This window comes from Streptomyces sp. NPDC057702 (assembly GCF_042799315.1).
GTDB lineage: Bacteria > Actinomycetota > Actinomycetes > Streptomycetales > Streptomycetaceae > Streptomyces.
Map to the genome: position 1 here is coordinate 30,471 of NZ_JBHVJC010000002.1, position 22,850 is coordinate 53,320.

A 22,850-nucleotide genomic window follows, 5' to 3' on the forward strand; every position below is an offset into this window, starting at 1 on the left:
AGCGCCCGACGGCCACCCCGGGTACGGCCGCCACCGACTCGGCGTCGGGACCTCCGGGACACCCGACGCCGCTGGGGCGCCCGGCGCCGCCGACAGGTCCGCCCGACGTCGGGTGCCGTCCCGCTGTCCGGCACCTGACGTTCCGTCGTCCGCCCCGCCGGGCGGGACCGACCCGTCCGACACGCGCACGCCGAGCCCGCGTGGTGATGGCTAGGGGCGGGGCCAGGGTGTGCCGGTGAGGTACTCGTGGACCGCGTGGGCCAGGGCGCGGCCCCGGGCGGCGGCGTGGCCGGGGCCGGTGGGGCGGGTGAGGCCGCCGAGGGCGAAGACGCCGGGCCGCGACGTGCGCCCGGCAGCGTCGACGGCCGGACCCGCGTGGCCGGCGGTCGGTGTCAGGCCGGCCGCTCGCGCCAGTTCGTCCTCCGGCACCCAGGAGCCGCAGAACACCACGGCCGCGCAGTCGAGTTCGGCCCGCGCCCCGTCCGCGCGGGCCAGCCGCACCCCCGTGACGCGGCCCTCGGCGCCGGTCAGCTCGCGCACGTCGGCGTCGAGCACGGGCACGCCCCAGCCGAGTCGGGTCAGCGCGCGCCACGGCGCCCGCCGGTGCGGCGCGGCGTCGACCACGGCGACCAGCGGGGTGCCGGCCCGTCGCAGCGCACGCGCCACCCGGTGGCCGGGGTCGTCCGTGGCCCCGACGATCACGGTGGCGCCGATCGGCGGCCCGGACTGGGCCAGGGCGCGCAGCGCGCCCTCGCCGGTGAGGACTCCCGTGCCGCGCGCGCCCGGCACCCCACGCGCGGCCCGGGGGCGCTCCCGGGCGCCGGTGGCGAGGACGACGGCCCGCGCCGTGATCAGCTCGCGCCCGGTGGGGCCGGTGGCGGCGACGGTGAGCGGGCCCGCCCAGTCGGTGACGCACCATCCGGTCCGCACGGACACCCCGAAGCCGGTGACCGCGTCGGTCAGCTGTCGCGCGGTCCGTTGCCCGGCCGGGCCGGTGTGGGCGACACGGAGCCCTGGGCCGGCGCCGCAGGCCCAGGGCGCGAAGCGCAGTACGCCGCCGGCCGTCGGCTCCTGTTCCAGCACCTCGACGGGGCCGACTCCGAACGCGGCCAGCGCGCCCGCGGCGGCCAGCCCGGCCACACCCGCGCCGACCACCAAGACGTCCACGCTCCGTACGGCCGGGCCGAGCTCTGCCGCCCCGCCCGTGGTGTCGGCCGCGCCCACGGGATCGGCCGGGCGTGCCGGGCCGGCGCCCGGTGCGGTGGGCGAAGCGCCGTCGAGCAGGGCACGCAGGGTCGCCGCGCAGCGGGTGCCCTGGCAGCGGCCGGCGCCGGCCCGGGTGCGCCGGCGCAGCCCGTCGGGCCCGGCCGGCGGCACCGTGCTGGCCAGCGCGTCCCGCACCTCGCCACGGGTGACCCGCTCGCAGGCGCAGACCACGGTGCCGTACGCGGGGTCGGCCGCGATGAGTTCGGGACGCCGGTAGGGACGCTGGCCCGCCTCGCCCAGGTGCGGCGTGCGCACCGGTGGCAGCGCGCGGGGGGTGCCCAGGGGCAGGCCGCCGTCGGCGAGCAGCGCGGCGACGTGGGCGGCGATGGCCAGGGAGGCGGTGAGTCCGGTGGAGCGGATGCCGCCGACGGCCACGTACCGCTGTGACGGGTGCGCGTGGATCTGGTAGTCGTCGTGTTCGGTCGCGGCGCGCAGCCCGGCGTAGACCGCGGTGACTTCCTCGGCGAGCAACGCGGGCACGACGCGGGCGCCCCGGTCGCGCAGGAAGGCCAGTCCCTCGGCGGTGGTGCCGGTCGCGGTCCTGTCCGTGAGGTCCTCGGCGGTGGGGCCGAGCAGGACGTTGCCGAAGACGGTCGGCGCCACCAGTACGCCCTTGCCGAGGGCCGTGGGTACCGGGAGCACGATGTGGCGCACCAGGTGGCGGGCTTGGCGGTCGAAGACCACGAGTTGGCCCCGGCGCGGGCGCACGGTGAACTCGTCGTGCCCCAGCAGCCGGTTGATCTCGTCCGCGCGCAGCCCCGCCGCGTTGACCAGGTGACGGGCGCGCAGCGGCCCCCGGTCCGTGCTGATCTCGTGCCACGCGCCGGCGTCGATGTGCCGCACCCGAGCGCCCAGATGCAGGTCGACCCCGGCGCGTACGGCCTGTGTCGCGTAGGCGACGACCGTGCTCCAGGGGCAGATGACGCTCTCGTCCGGCACGTCGAGGGCGCCGAGTGCCCCCGGGCCCAGGTGCGGTTCGCGCCGGCGCAGTTCGGCGGCCTCCAGCGGGCGGGTGGCGTGGTAGCCGTTGCGCTCGGCCTTGGCGGCCAGCGCGGGCAGGGCGGCGAGTTGGTCCGCGTCCCAGGCGACCAGCAGCGCACCGGTGCGGCGCAGCGGGATGCCGGTCTCGGCTGCGTACGCGGCCAGCAGCCGGTGCCCCTCGCGCACCAGGCGGGCCTCCAGGGTGCCCGGGGTGGCGTCGAACCCGGTGTGCAGGATCGCGGTGTTGGCCTTGGACGTGCCCGTGCCGACGTCATCGGCCGCCTCCACGAGGGCCACCCGCAGGGGGTGGCGGGCCAGCTCGCGGGCGATGGCGCAGCCGACGACGCCGGCGCCGACGATCGCGACGTCGTACCCGGGCTCGCGCGCGTGGCGCGGCAGAGCTCCGGCGGTGGTGACGGTCATGCGGTCCCTCGCTGCTCGCTGGTGCCAACGGGTGTGCGCAGCGGGCGGTTCGCCGCCGCGCGGGCCACCGCGCCGGGCCGCCGGGCGCTGGCACCGGGCGCGCCGGAACGGGCCCTCACACGCGGGATGCCGCGTACCGGCCGTGCGCGAAGGACAGGCTACGCGGCGGGCCCTCCCCGGAGGCGGGCGACGACCCGACGCGGGTAGGGGCCCGAGGCGGGTGGGGACCCGGCCGGGGGGGGACCCGGCCGTGGGTGGGGAGCCGGCCGTGGGGCCCGGCCAAGTGCGGGCCCACCCGGGTGAGGACCCGCCCGGGTGGGGCGGGCCCGTACCGGCGGTCCGTGGTCTGTGCCGTGGTCACGGCCCGCGGTCCCTCCCGCGCCGGGCCCCGCGCGCGGGAGGCACGCCAGGCGACGACCGGCCGTAACGCGCGCGCGGGCGCCCTCGGGTGGCGCCCCGGCCCTCGCGTGACGGGCTGGGCCGGGAGGGGCGGCGCGGGCGGGCCGGGCTACGGGGTGCGGGCCAGGAGGGCCGCGACCGCCGACCGGAAGGTGGCGCGCCGTTCGGCGGCCTGCGCGGCGCTGACGCGGGGCTCGTAGACCGCCGCCGGCCGCCAGGTGGGGACGGCCTCGGACACGGTCAGCTGGGTGTCGAGGCCGAGCCTGGCCACCGCGCCCACGCCCAGCGCGGTGGCGTCCGGCAAGGCGGAGACCTCGACGGGGCGTCGCAGCAGGTCGGCCTGGGTCTGCATGAGCAGCGCCGACCGGGTCAGGCCGCCGTCGACACGCAGCGCGGTCAGCGGCTCGCCCAGGTCGCTCGCGGCGGCGTCGGCGATCTCGGCGACCTGGGCCGCGATCCCCTCGCACAGCGCGCGGACCAGGTGGCCGGGGGTGGTGTCCAGGCCGAGGCCGGTCAGCGCGCCGCGCGCGTCGCCGCGCCACCAGGGCGCGGCCAGCCCGGCCAGCGCGGGCACGAACGTCACGCCGCCGGCGTCGGGCACGCCGCCGCCGACCGGGTCGAGGTCGTGCGCCCCGGAGATGGCCCCCAGTTCGGTGAGCCAGCGCACGGCGGAGGCGGCGGCGAACACCTGCCCGTCCAGGCAGTAGCTCGGCCGGCCGGCGAGTCGCCAGGCGACGCAGCTCACCAGGCCGGACGTGCCGCGCCGGGGGCGGTCGCCGGTCGGCGCGAGCAGGAAGGCACCGGTGCCGTAGGTGCACTTGGCCACGCCCGGCTCGGTGACGCGCTGGGCGAGCAGTGCCGCCTGCTGGTCCACCAGCAGCCCCGTCAGCGGCACCTCGGCGCCGAAGGCGGTGACGGTGCCGGCGACGCTGTCCGCGTCCACGATCTCGGGTAGCTGCTCGCCGGCCAGCCCGAAGACCTCCAGCGCGGGCTGGGACCAGGTCAGGCTGTCCAGGTCCAGGAGTTGGGTGCGGCCGGCGGTCGCCACGTCGGTGACGAACGCGCCGGTCAACCGGTGTACCAGCCAGGCGTCGCTGGTGGTCACCACGCCGGCGCGGGTCAGATGGCGGCGCAGCCAGGCCATCTTGGGCGCGGCGAAGTACGGGTCGAGGGGCAGCCCGGTGATCTCCCGTAGGGCCGGGGCGTGTGCGGCCAGTTCCGCGCAGAGGGGCGCGGCGCGGCGGTCCTGCCAGCCGATGGCCTGGGTCAGCGGCTCCCCCGTGGCGGGGTCCCAGGCCAGCACGGTCTCGCCCTGGTTGGCGAGTCCGACGGCCACCACGCGCTCACCCGCGTCCGCCAGCGCCTGCCGCCCGGCGTCCACCACCGAGGCCAGCAGCGCCCGCGGCTCGACCTCGGCCAGCCCACCAGCCGCGTACCGGGGCCGCACCGCCGCGTACCCGGTGCCGATCACACCCCGTTCCGGGCAGATGACCAGCGCCTTGGTGCCGGAGGTGCCCTGGTCCACGGCGAGTACGGGTCCGCTCATCGCCTGCCACCGCTCACTGGCCTACCTCGCTTCCCACCGGGGCCGCTCCCGCGCGCGTCCTGCCGCAGTGTCGAGCGCCGGGGGCGGGCCTGGCAACCACGCTGGCCGGTGGGGCGTGGCGGCACGCGGGTGTCCGGGCCGCTGGGGTGTGGGCACCCGCGCACCACGCGCCCCCGTACCGCGCGCGTCACGGATCGCCGCGCCCGCCGCCCGTCGCGTGGGCGCCCGCTCGGCGCGCACTCCCACGATGTCGGTGGACGGCGTAAGCGGCGTGCGCGGTTGTGCGGGCATTCGTCCGCGAACCACCCGCCAAGGTCGTACATCGGCGTCATCCCACCGCCTCGCCCCGCCCCGTCGGAATTCCGCGCGGAGGGTTTCGCGCGTATGTCTCTTTGTTTATCGGGCAACAACTCAACGGCCGCCGCGCCACCCCCTCCCACTCGGTTGAGCAGGGACTTTGGGTTCGGCGCGGGGGTGCGCGGCATGCCCGCGGACCCGATTGCCGTGCCAGTCAAAGAATCTGACGGGCCGTAGGTTTTCTTGGCCACTGGATTAGCGGAGCCGATCCGTGTACGAATGCCATCCGAGTATCCGCACCACGGAGGTGGAGGCGCCGGAACACGGTGCTCCCGCACGGGGCGTACGGCGCTGGGCGCTGCCGGTTCGCCGTATCCCCGCACCGTGCGTCCCGCCAGCGGCGGGACGCGCGCCGCGACACCACACACCACGCACCCTGAAGGACCGATGACCCTCACGCCACCACCCGAGCCCCACCCGGCCGGGGCTCGGGCGCGCCCGCTCCACGTCCCCGTCGCGGCACCGGATCGCGACCGCCCGCCACCGGCGCGCACGGCGGGCGACCGGCCGGCCGCGCCGGGCGCGAGGCCCGGCGCGGCGTGGAGCGCGGCGGCGGTGGCCTGATGGCCGACGGCGCGTTCCGCCCGGTCTACCACCCGGCGGGCCACGACGGCGCGTTACGGGACGCCGTACAGGAGGTGCGGACGGGGCATTGGGTGACCATGCGTGACCTGTTGGCCACGACGCCCGACTGGGGTCTGTGGACCCAGCGCACCCAGGTGCTCGCGGCCACGGCCGCCGGCTCGGACGTGGTGTGGGCCTGGCACCTGGAGGAGCCGGACAACGTGGCGGCGCTGGTGATGCGGGCCCGGGTGCTGGTGGAGCGGGCGGTGCGCGCGCACCGCGCGGGGCACCGGCACACCCGCGAGCTGTGGCAGGAGGCGTGGGAGGCGTGCCAGCTCGCCGCGCACCACTCCCCCGCCGACCCGGTGCCGTGGGTGTGTCTGGTGGCGCTGGCCCAGTTGGACCAGGGGCAGCGGCTGGCCGAACACCGGGCGCGCCCGCCCGAGCCGATGCTCTTTCCCGGACCGTGGGGGCTGCTGACCGAGGCGCACCGACGCGACCCCTTCAACCGCGAGGCGTACCACCGGATGCTCCAGTTCACGCACGCCCGGCGGGGTGGCGGCCCGCTGTCCGAGGCGGTGAACTTCGCCCGCTGGGCGTCCTCGCGCGCCCCGGTCGGCCCGGCCGTGCACGTCCTGCCGCTGTACGTCCACGTGGACCGCTACCGGGAGGAGCGCGGCCACTGGCAGGCGCTCGACCTGCACTGGACCACCGACGAGGCGTTACGGGACGCCGACCACGCCCTGCACTACTGGTTCGCCCACACTCCCGCCGCCGCCTGCTCGCCGCTGGACCTGAACTACCTGGCGCACGCGCTGTGGGCGGCCCTGCGCTTCGCCGAGGCGGCGCCGGTCTTCGAGGCCCTCGGCCCGTACTACACGCCGATGCCCTGGGCCTGTCGCGGGCAGGGCGCCGGCGGCCCCGAGGTCGCCGAGGAGGTCTTCCTCCGCGCGCGCGGCCGGTGCCTGGCGGCCGCGCGCCGACCGGGCCCCTGACCCGCCGGCCGCGCCCCGCCGTACCGGCCCGTGCCCCGCGCGGCGCCACGGCCCACCCGCGCGGGACGGCCCCCACCCCGCCACTCACCCCACTCCGTCCCGTTCACGCGGCGCACCCCCCTGGGAGCAATCTGTCATGTCACGCACAAAGCGGCCCGGTCCGATGGGCGTCGCGTCCGGCGAGGCCACGCACCACGACGAGGAGCGACGGCTACGCGAACTCGGCTACCAGCCCGTACTGGCCCGTCGCATGGGGCACTTCGGCAACTTCGCCATCAGCTTCTCGGTCATCTCGGTGCTCTCCGGCTGCATGACGCTCTACGGCTTCGGCCTGGGCACCGGCGGGCCCGCCGTGATGCTCTGGGGCTGGATCGGCGTCGGGCTCTTCGTCCTGTGCGTGGGGCTCGCGCTGGCCGAGGTCACCAGCGCCTACCCGACGTCGGGCGCGCTGTACTACATGGCCGACCGGCTGGGCGGGCGCAAGTGGGGCTGGTACACGGGCTGGCTCAACCTGCTGGGGCTGCTCGGCGCCATCGCCGGCATCGACTACGGTGCCGCGCTGTTCACCGGTGCCGTGCTCAACCTCCAGTGGGGCTTCGACCCCACTCCCGAGTCGACCATGCTCATCTTCGTCGCCATCCTGCTCGCGCACGCCACGCTGAACCTGTTCGGCGTACGGCTGGTCAGCGTGCTCAACTCGATCAGCGTCTGGTGGCACCTGGCGGGTGTGGCTCTGATCGTCACCGTGCTCACCGTGGTCCCCGACCAGCACCAGTCCCCCGGTTTCGCCTTCACCGAGTTCGTCAACGACACCGGCTGGGACAACCCGCTGTACGTGACCGCCGTCGGCCTGCTGCTCGCCCAGTACACCTTCTCCGGCTACGACGCCTCGGCCCACCTGTCCGAGGAGACCTCACACGCCTCGGTCTCCGCCGCGCGCGGCATCGTGCGCGCCATCTGGGTGTCGTGGATCGCCGGGTTCGTCCTCCTGGCCGGCCTGACCTTCGCCATCCAGGACTACGCCGGGGCGCGGGAGAGTGCCACCGGCGTACCGCCCGCGCAGATCATGCTGGACGCCCTCGGCACCACGGGCGCGGTGCTGCTGCTCCTCGTGGTCATCGTGGCCCAGTTGTTCTGCGGCAACGCGGAGGTCGCCGCCGCCAGCCGGATGGTCTTCGCCTTCAGCCGGGACGGCGCGCTCCCCGGCTCCGGGCTGTGGCGCCGCGTCAGCTCCCGCACCCGCACGCCCGTGCACGCCGTCTGGCTCTCGGTCGCGGTGGCCTGCCTCCTCGCGGCGCCCTCGCTGTACTCCGAGACCGCCTACGGCGCGGTGACGGCCATCAACGTCATCGGCATCACCCCCGCCTACGCCATCCCCATCTACCTGCGCCTGCGCGCCGGAGACCGGTTCGAACCCGGCCCCTGGCACCTCGGACGCTGGAGCCGACCGGTGGGCTGGGTCGCGGTGGGCTGGGTGGCCGTGGTCACCGTCCTGTTCTGCCTGCCCCAGTCACGCCCGGTGACGGTGGACTCGATGAACTACGCCGTGATCGCCCTGGCCGCCGTCCTCGCCCTGGCCACCGTCTGGTGGTACGTGGCCCGCCACGCGTACGGCACCCCGACCGCCTACGGCACGGCCCGCGAACGGGCCGAGATCGCCGGCGACATCGTCTGACCAGCACGCCGCCCCACGCGCCGTCGCTCGCCCCGCGCCCTGGGCCCGCGCGGGACGGTGACGGTGCCCCTGAGCGAGCGGATTCCGCGCCGCGCTGGTGGCACTCTCGTCGGCCGCGCCCCACCGGGGCGATCCGGATGGACGTGCACCGCGCGCGGCAGGTGCCCTCGCGTGCTGGTATGGAGACGTCCTGCGTGATCGTTTGACGGCTACGGCGACGTGCCTTCGTGGAGCGCGCGGGGCGGTGGTTTCTTCGTTCGAATCATGGAGGACGATGTGAAGCAAGGTCGTGCACTTCTGCCGCGGGGTGCTGCGGTGTCCGTTCTGACGGTGGCTCTGCTGGCCTCCGGGGCGTCCGTGGCGTCGGCGGCGTCCGGCGCTCCGGACGGTGGCTGTTGGCGTACCTGCCCGAACCCCCAACCGGGCCCACCCGGCCCCGCTGGCCCGGCGGGCCCCGCCGGGCCAGCAGGTCCCGCCGGAGCGGAAGGCCCCGCGGGACCGGCAGGCCCTGCCGGAGCGGAAGGCCCCGCCGGACCAGCAGGCCCCGCCGGAGCGGAAGGCCCCGCCGGACCAGCAGGCCCCGCCGGAGCGGAAGGCCCCGCCGGACCAGCAGGCCCCGCCGGGCCGACGAGCCCGACGCGGATCGTCGAGGAGACGTACACACTCAGCAGCGGCCTCAACACCGGTACGGCCACGTGCCCCGCGGGTACGAGCATCACCGGCGGCGGTCTGAGAACGCCGCTGGGCGGCAACAACCTCACGGCTCAGGCGTACGAGTCCTACCCGTCCGGGGACAACACGTGGACGGTGTCCTTCAACAACTCGGCCGGCACCACCGGCACTTACACGGTGTACGCGCTGTGCATCCCGGTGACCGGGACCAGGTGATCCGCGACCGGTTCCAGCGGTAGCGCGAGCGGGACGGTGTGCCGCCGAACGGCGTACGCGGCGGCACACCGTCCCCGCCCGGGCGCTGTCCCGCCCCGGGCCACGCGTCAGGACCTACGCGGCGGGGGTGAGCTCGGCGCGGCCGAAGAGCAACGCGTAGCCGGTGGGGAGTTCGCGCAGGATGCGGGTGAGGAGGTCGGGACCGGCGTGGGCGGCGACGGCGGAGAGGACGGAGCCGGTGTCCCAGCGGGTGGTGGCCAGGGAGGCGCCGGTGCGGGTGGCGAGGTCCTTGACGAAAGCCCTTCCGGTCAGTGGCTGGGGATCGGGTATCTGCGCGGTCAGGATCCGCGCGGCCTCCTGGGGTAGGCAGGCGGCCAGGTCAACGCGTTCGTCGCCGGTCAACTGGCGTCCCAGTCCCGCGAGGACGAGGTGGACCGCTTCTTCGGCTCTCTCCCTGGTGGGGTAGGCGCCCTCGTACCGGACCTTCTCCAACATCTGCTGGTACGCGGTCCGGTGCGGCTGCTGACGCTCAAGCGGTGCGCGCGTGTCGGTGATCACTGCGGTGCATGCCTTTCGTGGAGCCAGGGCGAACTGGTGCCAGGGGATGGCACGGGTAGCCGGGATGGGCGAGAGGGGAACGGTGGCGAGGGGGTGCCACCCGCGAGGGTGCGGAGGGTCGCGGTGGAAGGAGGGTCACGGTGAAAGGGGACCGGTCACCCGCCCTCCGCACCCGCTCGACCGGTGTCAGCCGGAGATCTCGCGGTGGCCGGAGCCGACACCAACGGAGATCTTGCGGGGCTTGGCGCGCTCGGCGATCGGAATGCGCAGGGTGAGCACCCCCGCGTCGTAGTCGGCCTGGATGCGCTCGGTGTCGAGCGTGTCGGCGAGCACGATCTGGCGGGAGAAGACACCCAGGGGCCGCTCCGACAGCTCCATCTGCACGTCGTCGGCCTTGACCACTGGCCTGCGCTCGGCCCTGACGGTCAGCATGTTCCGCTCGACGTCGACATCGATCGCGTCCGCGCTGACACCGGGCAGGTCGAAGGCCACCACGTACTGGTCGCCCGCACGGTAGGCGTCCATCGGCATCGCCGATGGCTTGGACCAGGTACCCGGGCCCGTCAGCTGCTGCGTCAGTCGATCCAGCTCACGGAAGGGGTCAGTGCGCATCAACATCGTGAAAACACCTCCAGCAGGTCCAGGCAGTTACTGCCAATGCGCCTCACTGACCCTGTTGTAACATGTCATCCAGTGGATGACAAACACGATGTCGTCTTACGGATGACATCTTGAGGGAGGTGCCCGTGACCGCGGCCGACCCACCGCCGCCCGCGACGGCCAGCACGACCACCCCGGCCTCGTTCCTCGCTGCCGCAGCGGCCCTGCACGCCATCGACGACGCCCTGCGCGACGCCCGACGGGAGCCCCCGGACTCGTCCAGGGGACCCGAAACAGGGCCCGAACAGGCGCTGGCCTCGCTGATGCTGCTGCGGCAGGTGCGCGAGCAACTCGCCCGATGGGAGACCGATCTGATCGAAACGGCCCGTGACGCGGGAGCCAGTTGGGCCGATCTCGCCCACCCGCTGGGCGTCGCCAGCCGTCAGGCCGCCGAACGCCGCTACCTGCGCGGACGCCCCGGCCCGGCCGGAACCACCGGAGAGCAACGCGTGACCGCCACTCGGCAGGCCCGGGCCGCCGAGCGCACCACCGCCACCTGGGCCCGGTCCCACGCCGCCGATCTGCGCCGCCTCGCCGGCCAGATCGCCGCCCTCGGCGACCTTCCCCCGGCCGCCCGCCACCCGCTCGGAGAGCTGCACGCGGCCCTCGCCCACGACGACCCCGCCGACCTGATCGCCCCCCTGGCCGCCACCCGACCCCATCTGACCGCCGCCCACCCCGACCTCGCCGCCCAGCTCGACACCCTGACACCCCCCTGAGCCACGACGCGGGACGTACGGAGGCGCTCTTCGCTCTTCGCTCAGGCTCCCGCGAAAAGCCTGACCGACGCGGTCCACGCACCGGTACGGCACCCCACCCGCCATCCGCCACCTCGCGCCCGCGCACGACGCCCGGGCCCGGCCGGAGTGGCACCGGCGGGGGGGGCGCCCGGGCGACGGCGCAGCCGCCACGACGTACGCGAGGGGCTCCTCGGCACCACGCCCCCCACGGCCGATCAGGGGCGCGACACGCGGGTGGTGCCGTCGAGCCGCGCACACCGCCACGGGCGCCCCGCGCGGGCGCGGAGAAGACCCGCCCAGGGGGCGGCCACCTGTCGCTCCCCGCCCAGGAGCCTGGCGCTGAACGCGTCAGTCGGGCAGGGGCACGCGGATGACCGGATCGAAGGGGTGCTTGTTGAAACCCGTGCGTATGTTGCGGCAGTTCGGCGCTTCGCACATGAAGTACCCGTCGACGTTCCGCTGCCCTGTCCGCCCCTTGAGCCAGACCTTCTCGTGGTCGGTGAGCGGACGGTGCGGTTCGTCGGTGTCGCAGGTGTAGCAGAACTTGACGCCTGAGGACACGACGGCCTCCCCTAACGAGCGGACGAGCCGAAAAACACGAGTGTACGAGGGCGAGTTGAGCCGGCTGTAGGGAGCAATCGGCCGTCTCCCCCGTGCCAGCGTGACGTGAGAACGCGTCGGCCGCGCGGCGGTGGCGCGGCCGGCCCAGCTCCCCACGGCGGCACGCCCCGGCCGCGCCGTACGCGCGATCCGGCACACCAGGGGGCCGGCCGCGTCAGGCGGGCCGGCTCTCGATGTGGGCGAGATGGGCGGCGAGGATCTCCTCGAACGCGGCGCGGCGGTCGGCCCCGAGGGGACGGACGCCGCTGGCGAAGTGGGCCAGCGTGGGGAAGCGTTCGGGATCGGCGCCGAAGACCGCGACGCGGAACTGCTCCATGCCCTGTTCGTACTCGGCCGGGGCGATGGCGCTGAATCCGGCCTCGGAGGTGATCAGCGCGGCGATCAGGACGACGAGGCGGTGATACCGCGTCGGAACCTCCTCGTCGGGCAGGCCGGACGCGCGCAGGGCCCGCAACAGCTCCTCCATGACCAGTCGCGAACCGGCACCGCCCGACCCGTAGCGCCCCCACACCGAGGCGAGTTGGGGCTGCCCGCCGAACGCCGCGCGTAGGTGCAGGGCGAGCCCGGTGACGCGCTGTCGCCAGTCGCCCTCGGGGTGGTAGCCGTCCATGGCGGCCAACAGGACCCGGTCGGCGACCGCGCGCAGCAGTTCGGTCTTGTTGCGGAAGTGTCGGTACAGGCTGGAGGAGTCGGTCCCGAGCGCTGCCGCGAGCTTGCGCACGCTGAACGACTCGGCATCGCTCGTACGCAGCAGCTCGGCCGCCGTGTCCAGGATCTCGTCGGTCGACCAGCGCCTTCGGCCCGTCATCACGCCCCTCTCGTCGAAGCTCAGTCTAACTTATGCACTTGCCTATGCACGCACCGCGTGCATAATCAGGGCAGCGCGTCATTCCGACGCGACGACAGACCCGACACCCGGTCGGGAGAGAAGGGACCATGAGCCAGAGCGCGACCACCGCCCGGCCACCGGAGCCGGACTTCTCGGCGATCACGACCGAGGAGCTGCACGCCTACCGCGAGGCGGAGAACCGCTTCCGGGCCTCCGACGCGGCCCGGGCGATCCTCGGGGAACCGCACCCCGGCGCCACGATCGACTGGCGCGAGATCACGCTGCCCGGCCGCGACCTGCCGGTACGGGTCTACCGGCCGGCCCCGACGGGAGGGAACGCGGCCGCGACCCGAACGGATCCGCTGCCCCTTGTGGTGCACGTCCACGGAGGCGGCTTCGTGGGCACGGCGGCGCAGTGCGACTGGACCAACAGTCACCTCGCCGCCCGACTACCCGCCGTCGTCGTCTCGGTCGAACACCGCCTCCTCGCCCCCGACAGCTCCCTCGCGGACGCCGCCGACGACGGCTGGGACACGCTCCAGCACGTCGTGCGGCACGCCGCGCGGTGGGGGGTCGACCCCGCCCGCACGGCCGTCTTCGGCGAGAGCTGCGGCGCGCTGATCAGCGCCCTGACGGCCATCCGGGCCCGCGAGGCCGGCCTGCGTCTCGCGGCGCAGGTACTGGTCAACCCGGCGGTCGAGATGACGGGGACGATGTTCGACTACCCCTCGATGGCCGAGTACGCGTACAGCCCGACCCGGGCGCTGCCCCTCCTGCGGCTCTTCCAGCGGCTGGCCGTCCCGCCGGGGGCCGACGCCATCGCGGTCTCCCCTCTCCACGCGGCCGATCTGGGCGGACTCGCCCCGGCGCTCGTGATCGTGCCGACCCGGGACGCGGTCGCCGACCACGGCCGCCGCTACGCCGAGCGTCTCCAGGCGGCCGGGACGACCGTGCGACTCACCGAATACCCGGGCGCGCGGCACGCGTTCCTCACCCTGCCCGGCGTGGAAGCCCAGGCCGAGGCCGCCCAGGCGGAGATCCTCGCCTTCCTCCGCACGGCCCTCGTGAGGTGAGGGAGGAGGACCGGACCGCCACCGGGGCCGGGACCGGGCCGGATCGGGGCGCGTCCGTGTCCGGCCCACGCCGGCACGCTCACGCGGCCCCCGGGGAACCCGCGAGGTCCACCACGTCGCGGACGTCGCGTCCGCGGTTCCCCGGGCCCGGGGAACCGGCGACAGCCCTCGCGACCGCGCGGACCCACACCGTCGCGGTTGCCCACCCATCACACCCGGAGGAAGACACCATGCGACGCATCGGCATCATCGGAGTCGGCGAGATCGGGCGGGCCCTCGTCGAGGGCCTGCGCCACGGAGGCGACACCTCGTTCGACGTCCTCCTCTCGCCCCGGGGAGCCGGCACCGCCGCCGAACTGGCCGAGCGCTTCGAGGGCGTCCACGTGTGCGCCGACAACCAGGAGGTGCTCGACGGCTCCGACGTGGTGATCATCGCCGTGCGCCGCCAGGGCCACCGCGAGGCGCTCGCCGGGCTCACGGTCGACGACGACACGACCGTGGTCAACCTCATGGCGGGCGTCGCCGCCGACGACCTCCGCCACACCCTCGCCACCGACGCCCCGATCGTCCGCGCGATCCCCCTGCCCGCCGTGCGCGAGCGTCGCTCCGTCACCGTGACCCACCCCTCGCATCCGGTGGTGGACTCCCTCTTCGACCAACTGGGCGGAGCCCTGCCCGTGGCCGACGAAGCCGCCTTCGACGTCTTCTCCGCCCTGACCGGGACGCTCACCGCGCACTACGCCTACCTCGCCACCCTCACCGCGTGGGCCGCCGACCACGGCATCGCCCCCGACGCCGCCGAGCGGTACGTGCGCGGCCTCTTCCACAACGTCGGCCGCTCGCTGGGCGACGGGGCCCGGCCCCTGCGCCACCTCGCCGCCGACCACGAGACCCCCGGGGGCAACAACGAGCGCATCCGCACCACCTGGTTCGACCCGGCCAACGCCGCGTCGTTGCGGGAGTCCCTGGACGGCCTCCTCGCCGATCTGCGGTAGCGGCCCCAGCGCGGGCCATCCGTGACCCGACCGTCGGCGGACCGCTGACGCGCGCCACCCGGCGGGCGGCCGGGGCGCGCCCGGCGGCGCCGGGCCCACGCCGGACCTGACGGCGGCGTTGGCGGCGGGGGGCCACGGCGTGGGGCGAGGGGCGAGACCACCGTGCCCGGTGATCCGGCGCGGTCACCGGGCACACCCTCGGGGGCGGTCAGGACGCGGCTGAGCCGCCTTCGGCCGACGTGTGCTGGCGCCTGTAGTGGCGGGCCGCTCGTGCGCGGTTTCCGCACGACGGCTTGCACCACTCCTGCCGCCCGTGGCTCTGGAGGAAGTAGCGCACGCAGCGCGGCGCGGCGCAGGCCCGCAGCCGTGTACGCGGTGGGCCGCCGAGAAAGTCGATGGCGGATCGGGCCAGGGCCGAGACCAGCCGAACATCTGGATCGTCCCGCGCGGACAGCAGTCGGACGATGGGCTCCCCGTCGGGAGGCCAGTGGATCTGCGGGGCGACCGGCTCCCGCGCGGCGCTCGCGTTGAGGTGGGCCATCGCCTGGTCGGGGGGCATCAGGCGATGGGCGTCGGCCGGGCTGGGCGGGGCGGGACTGACCACCCGGGCGAACAGGGCCCGGACCGCCTGTCGCAGCTCGACGATCCCGAGCCTGAGCTGTTCGTCTACCGCCAGTCCCCCCGCCGGTACGTGGCCGGCCAGCAGATCCCCCCGCTCCTGGAGCCATCGCGTTGTCCCCTGGATCGTGGCGAGGTCATCGGTGACGCCGCCGTCCCCGTCGTGACGAACCGTGCTCACCAGCTCCAGTGCCAGCCAGCGCTCCACGTGGCATCCCCTTCTCTCCCGGTGCCAGATCGTCGACCACTTGATCACATCGCCACGCACACCCTAAGGTCCCTAACGGTAAATCGAAAACTTCCGTTAGGGATGTGGGAGGGGCGGGACACTCGCCCCCGCACGGGACGGCGGCCGAGCCGCCAGGGGAGGCGACCGCGCCATGACACTGCTCGCGCACATCAGCGACCTGCACCTGGACGGCGGGGAGAGGGCGGCCCGGCGCGCCACCCGCGTCCTGGACCACCTGCGAGCCCTGCCTCACCCGGTGGACGCGCTCCTGGTCACCGGGGACATCGCCGATCACGGCACGGAGGCCGAGTACGAGGAGGCGGCCCGCATCCTGGCCGCCCCCTTCCCCGTCCTCACCTGCCCCGGAAACCACGACGCGCGACCGGCCTACCGCAAGGCCCTGCTCGGCCAGGCGCCCGACGACGGCCCCGTCAACCAGGCCCACCACATCGCCGGCACCACCATCCTGATGTGCGACTCCACCATCCCGGGCCGTGACGAGGGACGCCTCGACGCCGCGACGCTCGCCTGGATCGACACCACCCTCAGCACACTGGCGCCGGACACCACGGCGCTGATCGCCTTCCACCAGCCGCCCGTCCCGCTCCACCACCCGCTGCCCGACTCCGCGATGCTCGAAGAGCCCGGGCGGCTGGCCGCACTGCTCGACGCGCACCCAAGGGTCGCCGCCGTCCTCACCGGTCACGCTCATACGGCGGCGGCCTCGACCTTCGCCGCGCGTCCGCTGATCGTCGGACCGGCCGTCACCTGGACCCTGCGCATGCCCTGGGAGGGCGACCAGATCGCGGACCGGGACCAGCCGCCCGGCCTCGCGTTCCACGTCCTGGACGACGACGGGCGCCTGACCACCCACTACCGCGTCGTGCTCTGACCCCCGCTCGCCCGCCCCGGAGACACCGTGGTCGGTCCCTACGCCGTCGCCGGCTTCCTGGTGGCACTCCTCCCCCGGGTCGCCACCCCCGGAGCCAGCCTGGCCCTGCTGGTCCAGCACGTCACCGACGGTGGCCGACGGCGGGCCCGCCCCGTCATCCTCGGCATCGTCACCGGCCTGTACGTCCACGCCGCCCTCGCCGCGGTCGGGCTGTCAGCCCTGGTGACGCACTCCAGCGTGGCCTTGGCCGCCGTCAAGCTCATCGGCGCCGCCTACCTCGTCGCACTGGGCGTACGGACATGGCGCTCCGCCACGCCGCCCGACGCCCACCCCCACCGGCGACGCCCGGCCCGCCCCGCTCACTCCGGCTACGCCCCAACCCTGCTCGCCAACGCCCTCCACCCGAAGGCAGCCGCTGTCCACCTGACCCTGGCCCCAGTTCATCGCGGGCCGGCAGTCCTTCGCCGGCCAGATCCTGACGCTGGCCACCGCGCACGCACTGCTGATCGCGCTCTGGCTCGCGGGCTGGACCCTCCTCATCCGGCGCGCCTCCCGCGCCCCGCGCGAGCCCCGCTTCCCGCGCGCGGCCACCCGGACCACGACGGTGACCCTCCTCGCCCTCGGCATCCGGAGCACCGCGATGGAGCGCCACCGGCGTGACCGCCTGCCACCAGCCGTCCCTCGGGCCGCTTCGCGTACCGCCGCGGCGCGCCTCGGCGCGTGACCGGCGGAGCCGGCGCGGGCGAAGCGGAGGTCCGGGCCACGGGTTCTGACCGCCCCGGCCGGGACAACTCGCCCGGCCGCCCTCGCGGCTTCGTCGCCGCGTACGGTGCGGGCGGCGATGCTGGCGCCTACGAGAAGTGGTCGGCCTCCGTGCGTAGCAACCCGCCGGACCCTGCCCGTGCCGCCCCCACCCGGCGGACACACGGGGCCGCCGCCCCGGCCCGCCGACTACATCGTGTTGACGATGAGCCCGATGTGCGTGAAGTAGTTGAGTGCGCCGAACACGAGGAACGCCAGGCCGCTGAGGGTCCAGCAGGCGCCCACGATCCAGGTGGTGGCCTTGGTGCGGCGGCGCAGAAGGGCGGGGAAGACGAGGGCGCCGACGCCGACGAGGACGTAGAGCCCCGACATGAAGCTCGCCTCCAACATAGGGTGGTCGGCGAACTCCCCCGAGATCGGCTCCTCCGGAGGGGCCGCGAAGAGGGTGTACTTCCACCCGGCGGCGGCGATGCCGAGGCAGGCCAGGCCCAGACCGAAGACGAACACGGAGATCGGCCCGGTGAGGACGGCGACGGTCCGCTCGCGGTCGGGCGCGGCGTCGAACTGGGTTCCGCGCTTCCAGAGATAGAAGGAGGCGGCCAGCAGCAGCACGCCGAAGGCCAGGGAGGGCTCCCCGAAGATGATGTTGTCGAAGGGGAAGCCCTGCCCGGCGAGCGGCCAGGTCAGGGTCATGTGCAGACCGGTGGTGAACAGGATGACGCCCAGGACCCCGAAAGCCAGGGCCCAGCTCTCGGAGACGACGGGGTGCCCACCCACGAGCCGGAACCCGAGGGCCACGATCAGCAACAGGCCGGCCCCGGCGGCGAGGGACATGATGGTGTTGTAGGTGGGCATGCGCGTCCAGTCGATCTTCAGACCGGTTTCGGCGGCTGCCATCAGTGTGCTCATGGCCCGAGGAAACCGGTTCGCCGGCCCCCGGACGGCGCCCTGACCCGTGTTCGCCCACGAAGCACCCCGAAGACCCCGCGCGCTGTACTCCGATTGGCAGTGCGGGGCGGAGGCGGTGGGCGAGGCGGGCGCGTGGGGCGACCCACCACGAAGCTCCCCGTCCACGACACCGCTCCCGTCCTCGCCAGCACCACCGGCGCTACGGCACCACACGCCCACCAGGACCGGCACACCGCCGGGCAGCGCCAGGCGACAGCCGATGCCAGATCGCAGAGCACCACACCGGCCCGCGGCACCGGCTGCCCCGGACGTCGCCCAGCGGCCACCACCTCCGCCACGACCGCCAGTGACACGAGGTCCGACGGCGCCCTGCTCCCCCAGCGCTCCGCGCCACTGAGGCACCCCGCCCGCAGCGCAGCCGACCTCGGCCCCAGCCCCAGCCCCGACCTCGGCCTCGGCCTGCGACCATGCCGCCCATGGGCAAGCACTCCCGACCCGGGCCGCCGAACCAACCCTCGCGGGTTGTCCCGCGCCTCGACCCAGACAACAAGCTCGCCGCGTACGACAGACGGCGCAGGCCACCGCTGGACGTCCACCGCCGCCACCGCCCACTCCACGGCGGCGGCAGCCACCTCCGTCCCGGCGAACCACGGGCCCTGGAGGAGTGGAACGGGTTCTCCTACGAGCCCGCCGGCACCGCCATCGACCTCGCCCAGGCCCGCACCTGGGTGAACGAACAGGCAGGCATGGCCGACGACGGGGAGCCCATCCCCTGACCCCCTGCGCGGTCACGGTCGCGAGCACCCCCACGCGAGCCGGCAACCGCGCCGTGGCTGTCGGCACGGAGGATGCCTCCGAGCGCGTCGTGCGCCTCCACACACTCCTGCGGCTGGGCAGGAAGACGCCCCCGGTTCACAGCGTCGGGCGGGGGGAGCTGTTCACGCAGGGCCTGTTGGGACAGTGCGTCTTGTTCGTTGGTGCTGATGCGTTGTGGGACGTGGACATCTGACGAACGGTCAGTGGGGCCGGGCGGAGCCGTGGCCCTCGCGGGGCATCACACCGGGTCGGCCGCAGGCGTGGCCGCGGCGGCGGTCGACAGCCGGCACCCGCTGCCGCCGCCGGCCGCCTCATCCGTGGGGGGAGCGGCCGGGCCTTGGCTGTGCGTGCACGGCGCCCGTCGCGTCGCGCTGTACGCCCTGCGTGCCGCGACCGTGGCCGGCAGGCCGCCTCAGGGGGAGCCGGGCGGGGTTTGGGGCGCGGCGCCGGGGGTGAGGACGGTTTTGATCATGCCGTCCTCCTTGGCCTGGAAGGTCCTGTACGCGGCCGGTCCTTCTTCCAGGGGGAGGGTGTGGGTGGCGAAGTGGTCGACGCCGAGGGGGTCGTCGTCGGTGAGGAGGGGCAGGAGGTCGTCCGTCCAGCGGCGGACGTTGGCCTGGCCCATGCGGAGCTGGATCTGTTTGTCGAAGAGGGTGAGCATCGGAACGGGGTCGACGGCGCCGCCGTAGACGCCGACGACGCTGATGGTGCCGCCGCGGCGGACCGCGTCGACGGCGGTGTTGAACGCGGTCATGGAGTCGATGCCGGCGTTGCTCATCAGCTTCTTCCCGAGCGCGTCGGGAAGCAGTCCGGTGAAGCGCTGGGCGGCCTTGGTGAGCGGGGCGCCATGGGCCTCCATGCCGACGGCCTCGATGACGGTGTCGGTGCCCCGGCCGCCGGTGAGATCACGGACGCGGTCCCCGACGTCGTCGTGTGCGCTGAGATCGAGAGTGAGGACGCCGCGTTCGCGGGCGCGGGCGAGGCGCTCGGGGACGAGATCGACGCCGATGACCTGGGACGCGCCCCGGTGGAGGGCGATCCGGGCGGCCATCTCCCCGATGGGGCCGAGCCCCACGACGGTCACCGTGCCGCCGGGCGGCACGTCCGCGTAGGCGACAGACTGCCAGGCGGTGGGCAGGACGTCGGAGAGGTAGAGGTAACGCTGGTCCGGCGCGGTGTGCGGGACCTTGACCGGCAGGGTGTCGCCGAACGGGACGCGGAGGAACTCGGCCTGCCCGCCAGGGACCTGGCCGTAGAGCTTGGTGAAGCCGAACAGGGAGGCCCCCATGCCGTACTCGGTGACCTGGGTGGTCTCGCACTGCGAGTGCAGCCCGCGCTCGCACGTCCAGCACCTCCCGCACGAGACGTTGAACGGGACCACCACCCGGTCTCCGGCGGTGAGGGTGCGCACCTCGGGTCCGGTCTCCTCGACGATGCCCATGGCCTCGTGGCCGAGGATGTCCCCGGTGTCGAGAAACGGGCCGAACACCTCGTACAGGTGCAGGTCAGAACCGCAGATTCCGGTCGAGGTGACGCGGACGATCACATCGGTTGGGTCCTCGATCCGCGGGTCGGGCACCGTGTCCACGCGGACGTCACGCTGACCGTGCTAGGTCAGAGCCCTCATCGCTTCTCCTCTCCAAGGACGAACAGCGCCGTGGTCAACATGCGAGGACGTCCTTCGGCTTCTCCTTGGCCCGCCGGCGTCGCCCTCGACCCTGCTGGGCGCGGTCTGTCGCCTTCGGACGCTCGCCGCCGACCGCCGGGCCGGCCTCCTTCGGTAGCTTTCCCTTGATCTGCCGGGCCTTCGCCCACGCCGTGTCGTCCTTGGCTATGACCACCACATTCCCTGCCGAGTGAGGGCGCCGTTCGTACCCGGCGCCGAACGCCGGGTTCCCGGCGACCGCCCGGGCAAACGGCGCCTCGCCCGCCGCCTGCCGTCACCGGGAGCGATCCGGACGGATGCGCGGCAGCCGACCGCCGGCCGTCACACCGGCGTGGACCGCAACGCGCTGCGTCCGCTGCTCCAGACATCGAGCAGGTGGGTGGTGAGCCGGTCCTCCAGCAGGCTCGTGGCCCGGATCCCGAAGACGACGTCGTCCTCCAGGTGGGGCTCGTCGGCCAGGAGCCCGTCGACGACCTCGTGGCGGACGACCTGCTCGTGCACGGCGTCCGCCTCGACATGCTCGTCGTAGAACCGCTGCGCCGCCGGCCCCGCGCCGCACCGGCGCAGGGAGTCGGCCAGTCGGGCCGAGCCGGGTGAGGAGGTGACCTCGACGGCGGCGAAGTGACCGACGAGGGCGCCCCGGCGGGCCCGGTGCAGGCCGAACAGGGACATCATCGTCGCCACCGCCAGCATCTCGGCCGGCGCCCCGTCCACATAGGCGCCGTACACAGCGCTGAGCCGGAGATCCTCCAGCAGGTCGGCGTAGAGCCGGGCGTGAATGTCCTCGGCCCGGCCGGCACCGAACTCGTCGTACTCGACGGCGACCATCCCCGCCTTCGCCCGCCCCGTCAGCCGGGGCACCACCCACAACTGGGGGTCGGCCTCCTTCAGGTGGTACAGCGAACGCAGCGCGGCGTACTCCCGCAGCTGCCACAGCTCCCCCTGCCGCAGGAGGAAGTGGCTGAGGCTTCCGCGGCCCCCGGCGGGCTCGTCCATCAGCTCCGTCAGCGTCTCCCGGGCGTTGCCACCCGGGGGTACGTCGATGCGGAGGGCGGTCAGGAAGCGTTCCTCCAGGTGGGCCCGCAGCCCGAGCAGATCCGGATTCCACTCCAGGGCGTCGTCCACACCGTCGAAGCCCCGGTAGTGGAGCTCGTAGAGCAGGTAGAGGGCGAGTTGCAGATCGTCTCCGTACGGGTCCGTACGGCCGGCCGCCGAGGAGGGCGGAAGCGGGGAGGTGCCGCCGGTCAGACGGTCGAGAACGGCGGCCGACAGCTCGCCCCGGGCCCGGGGCGGACGGGGCCGTGCCGGGGTCGACGGCGCGGTCACGGTGTGTCCTTTCCGTCGCCGCTCCGGGGGCCTTTGTGGGGGCGGCGGCGGTGGCTGGTGTCGCACCAGGGGTGGATCCGGCTTCTGCGGCAGGTGCACACCGCGACCACCGGGCGACGGGAGACCGCTGTGGTGCCGTCGTCCAGGACGATCTCGACCGGGCCGTCGATCAGCACGGGCCCGTTCGTCTCGGCCCGCACCCGTCGCGGCTGGCTCTCAGGGGCGGTGGGCACGGATGATCACCAGTCCTTCGCTCTGGTCCCAGGGTGTGAGCAGGCCGCGCTCACGCAGCCAGCCGCGGCGTGCGCGCAGGACGGGCCCGAGGGGGACCCGGGCCCGGGCGCTGATGGTGGCGTGCAGTCCCGCGGAGGTCAGCCGCAGCAGCGTCTCCTGCGGGTCGCACAGGTCCGAGTGGACCAGCAGGAGCGCTCCGCCCCGGCGGAGCAGGGGCGGGACGTCGTCGCAGATCCGGTCCAGCAGCAGCCGCCCGCTGACGCCGGCGTCCCAGGCCCGGCCGAGCCCCGTGGTCGCGGTGTGCGGGGCGGGGACGTAGGGCGGGTTGCTGACCACGAGGTCGAAGCGGCCCTCCGGCGGCAGCGGACCGGTCAGGTCGCCGCGGCGCACCCGGATACGGCGGCGGGCCAGCAGCGCGTTGAGGCGGGTGTTCCACACCGCGCGGCGGGAGATGTCGACGGCGGTCACCCGCGCGCCCTGGCGGGCCGCCGCGAGGGCGAGCGTGCCACTGCCAGTGCACAGGTCCAGCGCGTCGGCGCCGCGTGGGATGTTCTCCCGGGCGAGCGCGGTGGCCAGCAGTCGGGTGTCGTCCTGTGGCGCGTAGACCCCGGGGACGGTCGCCACCCCGGGCGGCGGCTGCGTGGTGCCGGACACTGCGGTACTCGCCATGAGGGCTCCTCGTCTCACACAACGGGTCGGCGTCGGGGCTCCCCGGAGGCTCCGGTGATGTGCGGGTGCCCGCAGGCACCCGGCGCACACCCGGCGCGGCGCCCGCGCGAAACGGGGCGTGCTGGGGCGGGGGCGGACGGGCGGGGGCCGCCCGTGGGT

The 22,850-nt window shown here is 74.6% G+C and carries 21 protein-coding genes and 1 pseudogene; 8 read left to right on the forward strand and 14 right to left on the reverse strand.

From position 1 onward, the window contains the following. Window positions 1-210: 210 nt before the first annotated feature. From ACFVFR_RS01520 to ACFVFR_RS01530, 3 genes and pseudogenes are all read right to left on the reverse strand, one after another. The gene (locus ACFVFR_RS01520) at window positions 211-1,224 is read right to left on the reverse strand and encodes an FAD-dependent oxidoreductase (RefSeq protein ID WP_383697389.1); all 1,014 of its coding nucleotides are present in this window, start codon (window positions 1,222-1,224) and stop codon (window positions 211-213) included. Between the two features lie 45 nt (window positions 1,225-1,269). Continuing rightward, window positions 1,270-2,670: pseudogene (locus ACFVFR_RS01525) on the reverse strand (FAD-dependent oxidoreductase); the annotation flags it as partial. 508 nt (window positions 2,671-3,178) lie between these two features. Further along, window positions 3,179-4,615, reverse strand: coding sequence for an FGGY family carbohydrate kinase (locus ACFVFR_RS01530; RefSeq protein ID WP_383696886.1), 1,437 nt, complete (start codon window positions 4,613-4,615; stop codon window positions 3,179-3,181). Window positions 4,616-5,535: 920 nt separating this feature from the next. Here ACFVFR_RS01530 and ACFVFR_RS01535 point away from each other — a divergent pair. Both ACFVFR_RS01535 and ACFVFR_RS01540 read left to right on the forward strand, forming a co-directional pair. Next, complete coding sequence (locus tag ACFVFR_RS01535) at window positions 5,536-6,531, forward strand: hypothetical protein (protein WP_383696889.1); 996 nt, start codon at window positions 5,536-5,538, stop codon at window positions 6,529-6,531. 136 nt (window positions 6,532-6,667) lie between these two features. Then, window positions 6,668-8,206, forward strand: coding sequence for an amino acid permease (locus ACFVFR_RS01540; protein ID WP_383696891.1), 1,539 nt, complete (start codon window positions 6,668-6,670; stop codon window positions 8,204-8,206). A 1,002-nt stretch (window positions 8,207-9,208) separates the two neighbouring features. On the opposite strand, the gene ACFVFR_RS01545 is transcribed toward ACFVFR_RS01540, so the two are convergent. Together ACFVFR_RS01545 and ACFVFR_RS01550 are read right to left on the reverse strand one after the other, a co-directional pair. Further along, window positions 9,209-9,652 (reverse strand): DUF2267 domain-containing protein, encoded by a 444-nt coding sequence (locus ACFVFR_RS01545; protein ID WP_383696892.1) that lies wholly within the window; start codon window positions 9,650-9,652, stop codon window positions 9,209-9,211. Window positions 9,653-9,838: 186 nt separating this feature from the next. Beyond that, window positions 9,839-10,270, reverse strand: a complete 432-nt coding sequence (locus ACFVFR_RS01550) for an Hsp20/alpha crystallin family protein (RefSeq protein ID WP_383696894.1) — start codon at window positions 10,268-10,270, stop codon at window positions 9,839-9,841. 128 nt (window positions 10,271-10,398) lie between these two features. On the opposite strand from ACFVFR_RS01550, the gene ACFVFR_RS01555 reads away from it, so the two are divergent. Beyond that, on the forward strand, window positions 10,399-11,031 hold the full coding sequence (locus ACFVFR_RS01555) for a type III effector protein (RefSeq protein WP_383696895.1): 633 nt from the start codon (window positions 10,399-10,401) through the stop codon (window positions 11,029-11,031). A 369-nt stretch (window positions 11,032-11,400) separates the two neighbouring features. On the opposite strand, the gene ACFVFR_RS01560 is transcribed toward ACFVFR_RS01555, so the two are convergent. Further along, window positions 11,401-11,613: a hypothetical protein gene (locus ACFVFR_RS01560; RefSeq protein WP_383696898.1), complete on the reverse strand. Its 213-nt coding sequence runs from the start codon at window positions 11,611-11,613 to the stop codon at window positions 11,401-11,403. A gap of 214 nt (window positions 11,614-11,827) precedes the next feature. Then, entirely contained in the window at window positions 11,828-12,481 is a 654-nt protein-coding gene (locus ACFVFR_RS01565) for a TetR/AcrR family transcriptional regulator (RefSeq protein ID WP_383696901.1), read from the reverse strand. Window positions 12,482-12,609: 128 nt separating this feature from the next. Between ACFVFR_RS01565 and ACFVFR_RS01570 the strand changes: the two genes are divergently transcribed. Both ACFVFR_RS01570 and ACFVFR_RS01575 read left to right on the forward strand, forming a co-directional pair. Further along, on the forward strand, window positions 12,610-13,575 hold the full coding sequence (locus tag ACFVFR_RS01570; RefSeq protein ID WP_383696903.1) for an alpha/beta hydrolase: 966 nt from the start codon (window positions 12,610-12,612) through the stop codon (window positions 13,573-13,575). A gap of 230 nt (window positions 13,576-13,805) precedes the next feature. Beyond that, on the forward strand, window positions 13,806-14,570 hold the full coding sequence (locus ACFVFR_RS01575) for an NAD(P)-binding domain-containing protein (protein WP_383696906.1): 765 nt from the start codon (window positions 13,806-13,808) through the stop codon (window positions 14,568-14,570). A 208-nt stretch (window positions 14,571-14,778) separates the two neighbouring features. Here ACFVFR_RS01575 and ACFVFR_RS01580 read toward each other — a convergent pair whose 3' ends face one another. After that, on the reverse strand, window positions 14,779-15,396 hold the full coding sequence (locus ACFVFR_RS01580; protein ID WP_383697391.1) for a CGNR zinc finger domain-containing protein: 618 nt from the start codon (window positions 15,394-15,396) through the stop codon (window positions 14,779-14,781). 172 nt (window positions 15,397-15,568) lie between these two features. Between ACFVFR_RS01580 and ACFVFR_RS01585 the strand changes: the two genes are divergently transcribed. Together ACFVFR_RS01585 and ACFVFR_RS01590 are read left to right on the forward strand one after the other, a co-directional pair. Beyond that, window positions 15,569-16,309: a metallophosphoesterase gene (locus ACFVFR_RS01585; protein ID WP_383696909.1), complete on the forward strand. Its 741-nt coding sequence runs from the start codon at window positions 15,569-15,571 to the stop codon at window positions 16,307-16,309. A gap of 27 nt (window positions 16,310-16,336) precedes the next feature. After that, entirely contained in the window at window positions 16,337-16,969 is a 633-nt protein-coding gene (locus ACFVFR_RS01590; protein WP_383696911.1) for a LysE family translocator, read from the forward strand. 291 nt (window positions 16,970-17,260) lie between these two features. On the opposite strand, the gene ACFVFR_RS01595 is transcribed toward ACFVFR_RS01590, so the two are convergent. Next, window positions 17,261-17,980, reverse strand: coding sequence for a DUF981 domain-containing protein (locus ACFVFR_RS01595; protein ID WP_383696914.1), 720 nt, complete (start codon window positions 17,978-17,980; stop codon window positions 17,261-17,263). A 476-nt stretch (window positions 17,981-18,456) separates the two neighbouring features. Here ACFVFR_RS01595 and ACFVFR_RS01600 point away from each other — a divergent pair, with 476 nt between their 5' ends. After that, on the forward strand, window positions 18,457-18,756 hold the full coding sequence (locus ACFVFR_RS01600; protein WP_383696917.1) for a DUF6087 family protein: 300 nt from the start codon (window positions 18,457-18,459) through the stop codon (window positions 18,754-18,756). A gap of 452 nt (window positions 18,757-19,208) precedes the next feature. On the opposite strand, the gene ACFVFR_RS01605 is transcribed toward ACFVFR_RS01600, so the two are convergent. The 5 genes from ACFVFR_RS01605 to ACFVFR_RS01625 form a co-directional block, all read right to left on the reverse strand. After that, window positions 19,209-20,384: an alcohol dehydrogenase catalytic domain-containing protein gene (locus tag ACFVFR_RS01605; RefSeq protein WP_383696920.1), complete on the reverse strand. Its 1,176-nt coding sequence runs from the start codon at window positions 20,382-20,384 to the stop codon at window positions 19,209-19,211. Between the two features lie 73 nt (window positions 20,385-20,457). Further along, a complete protein-coding gene (locus ACFVFR_RS01610) occupies window positions 20,458-20,637 on the reverse strand; it encodes a CsbD family protein (RefSeq protein ID WP_383696923.1) in 180 nt (59 codons plus the stop codon). 146 nt (window positions 20,638-20,783) lie between these two features. Beyond that, window positions 20,784-21,788 carry an iron-containing redox enzyme family protein gene (locus ACFVFR_RS01615; RefSeq protein ID WP_383696926.1) on the reverse strand — a complete coding sequence of 335 codons (1,005 nt, stop codon included), beginning with the start codon at window positions 21,786-21,788 and terminating at the stop codon, window positions 20,784-20,786. After that, window positions 21,785-22,021, reverse strand: a complete 237-nt coding sequence (locus ACFVFR_RS01620) for a CDGSH iron-sulfur domain-containing protein (RefSeq protein WP_383696929.1) — start codon at window positions 22,019-22,021, stop codon at window positions 21,785-21,787. The genes ACFVFR_RS01615 and ACFVFR_RS01620 overlap by 4 nt, the downstream gene beginning before the upstream one ends. After that, window positions 22,005-22,691 carry a HemK2/MTQ2 family protein methyltransferase gene (locus ACFVFR_RS01625; RefSeq protein ID WP_383696932.1) on the reverse strand — a complete coding sequence of 229 codons (687 nt, stop codon included), beginning with the start codon at window positions 22,689-22,691 and terminating at the stop codon, window positions 22,005-22,007. Before ACFVFR_RS01625 ends, ACFVFR_RS01620 begins: the two co-directional genes overlap by 17 nt. Window positions 22,692-22,850: the final 159 nt, after the last annotated feature.

Excerpts from the sequence above, each read along its gene's own strand:
- ACFVFR_RS01550 (WP_383696894.1), bottom strand. The coding sequence starts at position 10,270 with ATGTTGATGCGCACTGACCCCTTCCGTGAGCTGGATCGACTGACGCAG.
- ACFVFR_RS01565 (WP_383696901.1), bottom strand. The coding sequence starts at position 12,481 with ATGACGGGCCGAAGGCGCTGGTCGACCGACGAGATCCTGGACACGGCG.
- ACFVFR_RS01600 (WP_383696917.1), top strand. The coding sequence starts at position 18,457 with ATGGGCAAGCACTCCCGACCCGGGCCGCCGAACCAACCCTCGCGGGTT.
- ACFVFR_RS01575 (WP_383696906.1), top strand. The coding sequence starts at position 13,806 with ATGCGACGCATCGGCATCATCGGAGTCGGCGAGATCGGGCGGGCCCTC.
- ACFVFR_RS01530 (WP_383696886.1), bottom strand. The coding sequence starts at position 4,615 with ATGAGCGGACCCGTACTCGCCGTGGACCAGGGCACCTCCGGCACCAAG.
- ACFVFR_RS01570 (WP_383696903.1), top strand. The coding sequence starts at position 12,610 with ATGAGCCAGAGCGCGACCACCGCCCGGCCACCGGAGCCGGACTTCTCG.
- ACFVFR_RS01535 (WP_383696889.1), top strand. The coding sequence starts at position 5,536 with ATGGCCGACGGCGCGTTCCGCCCGGTCTACCACCCGGCGGGCCACGAC.
- ACFVFR_RS01595 (WP_383696914.1), bottom strand. The coding sequence starts at position 17,980 with ATGAGCACACTGATGGCAGCCGCCGAAACCGGTCTGAAGATCGACTGG.
- ACFVFR_RS01625 (WP_383696932.1), bottom strand. The coding sequence starts at position 22,691 with ATGGCGAGTACCGCAGTGTCCGGCACCACGCAGCCGCCGCCCGGGGTG.
- ACFVFR_RS01585 (WP_383696909.1), top strand. The coding sequence starts at position 15,569 with ATGACACTGCTCGCGCACATCAGCGACCTGCACCTGGACGGCGGGGAG.
- ACFVFR_RS01540 (WP_383696891.1), top strand. The coding sequence starts at position 6,668 with ATGTCACGCACAAAGCGGCCCGGTCCGATGGGCGTCGCGTCCGGCGAG.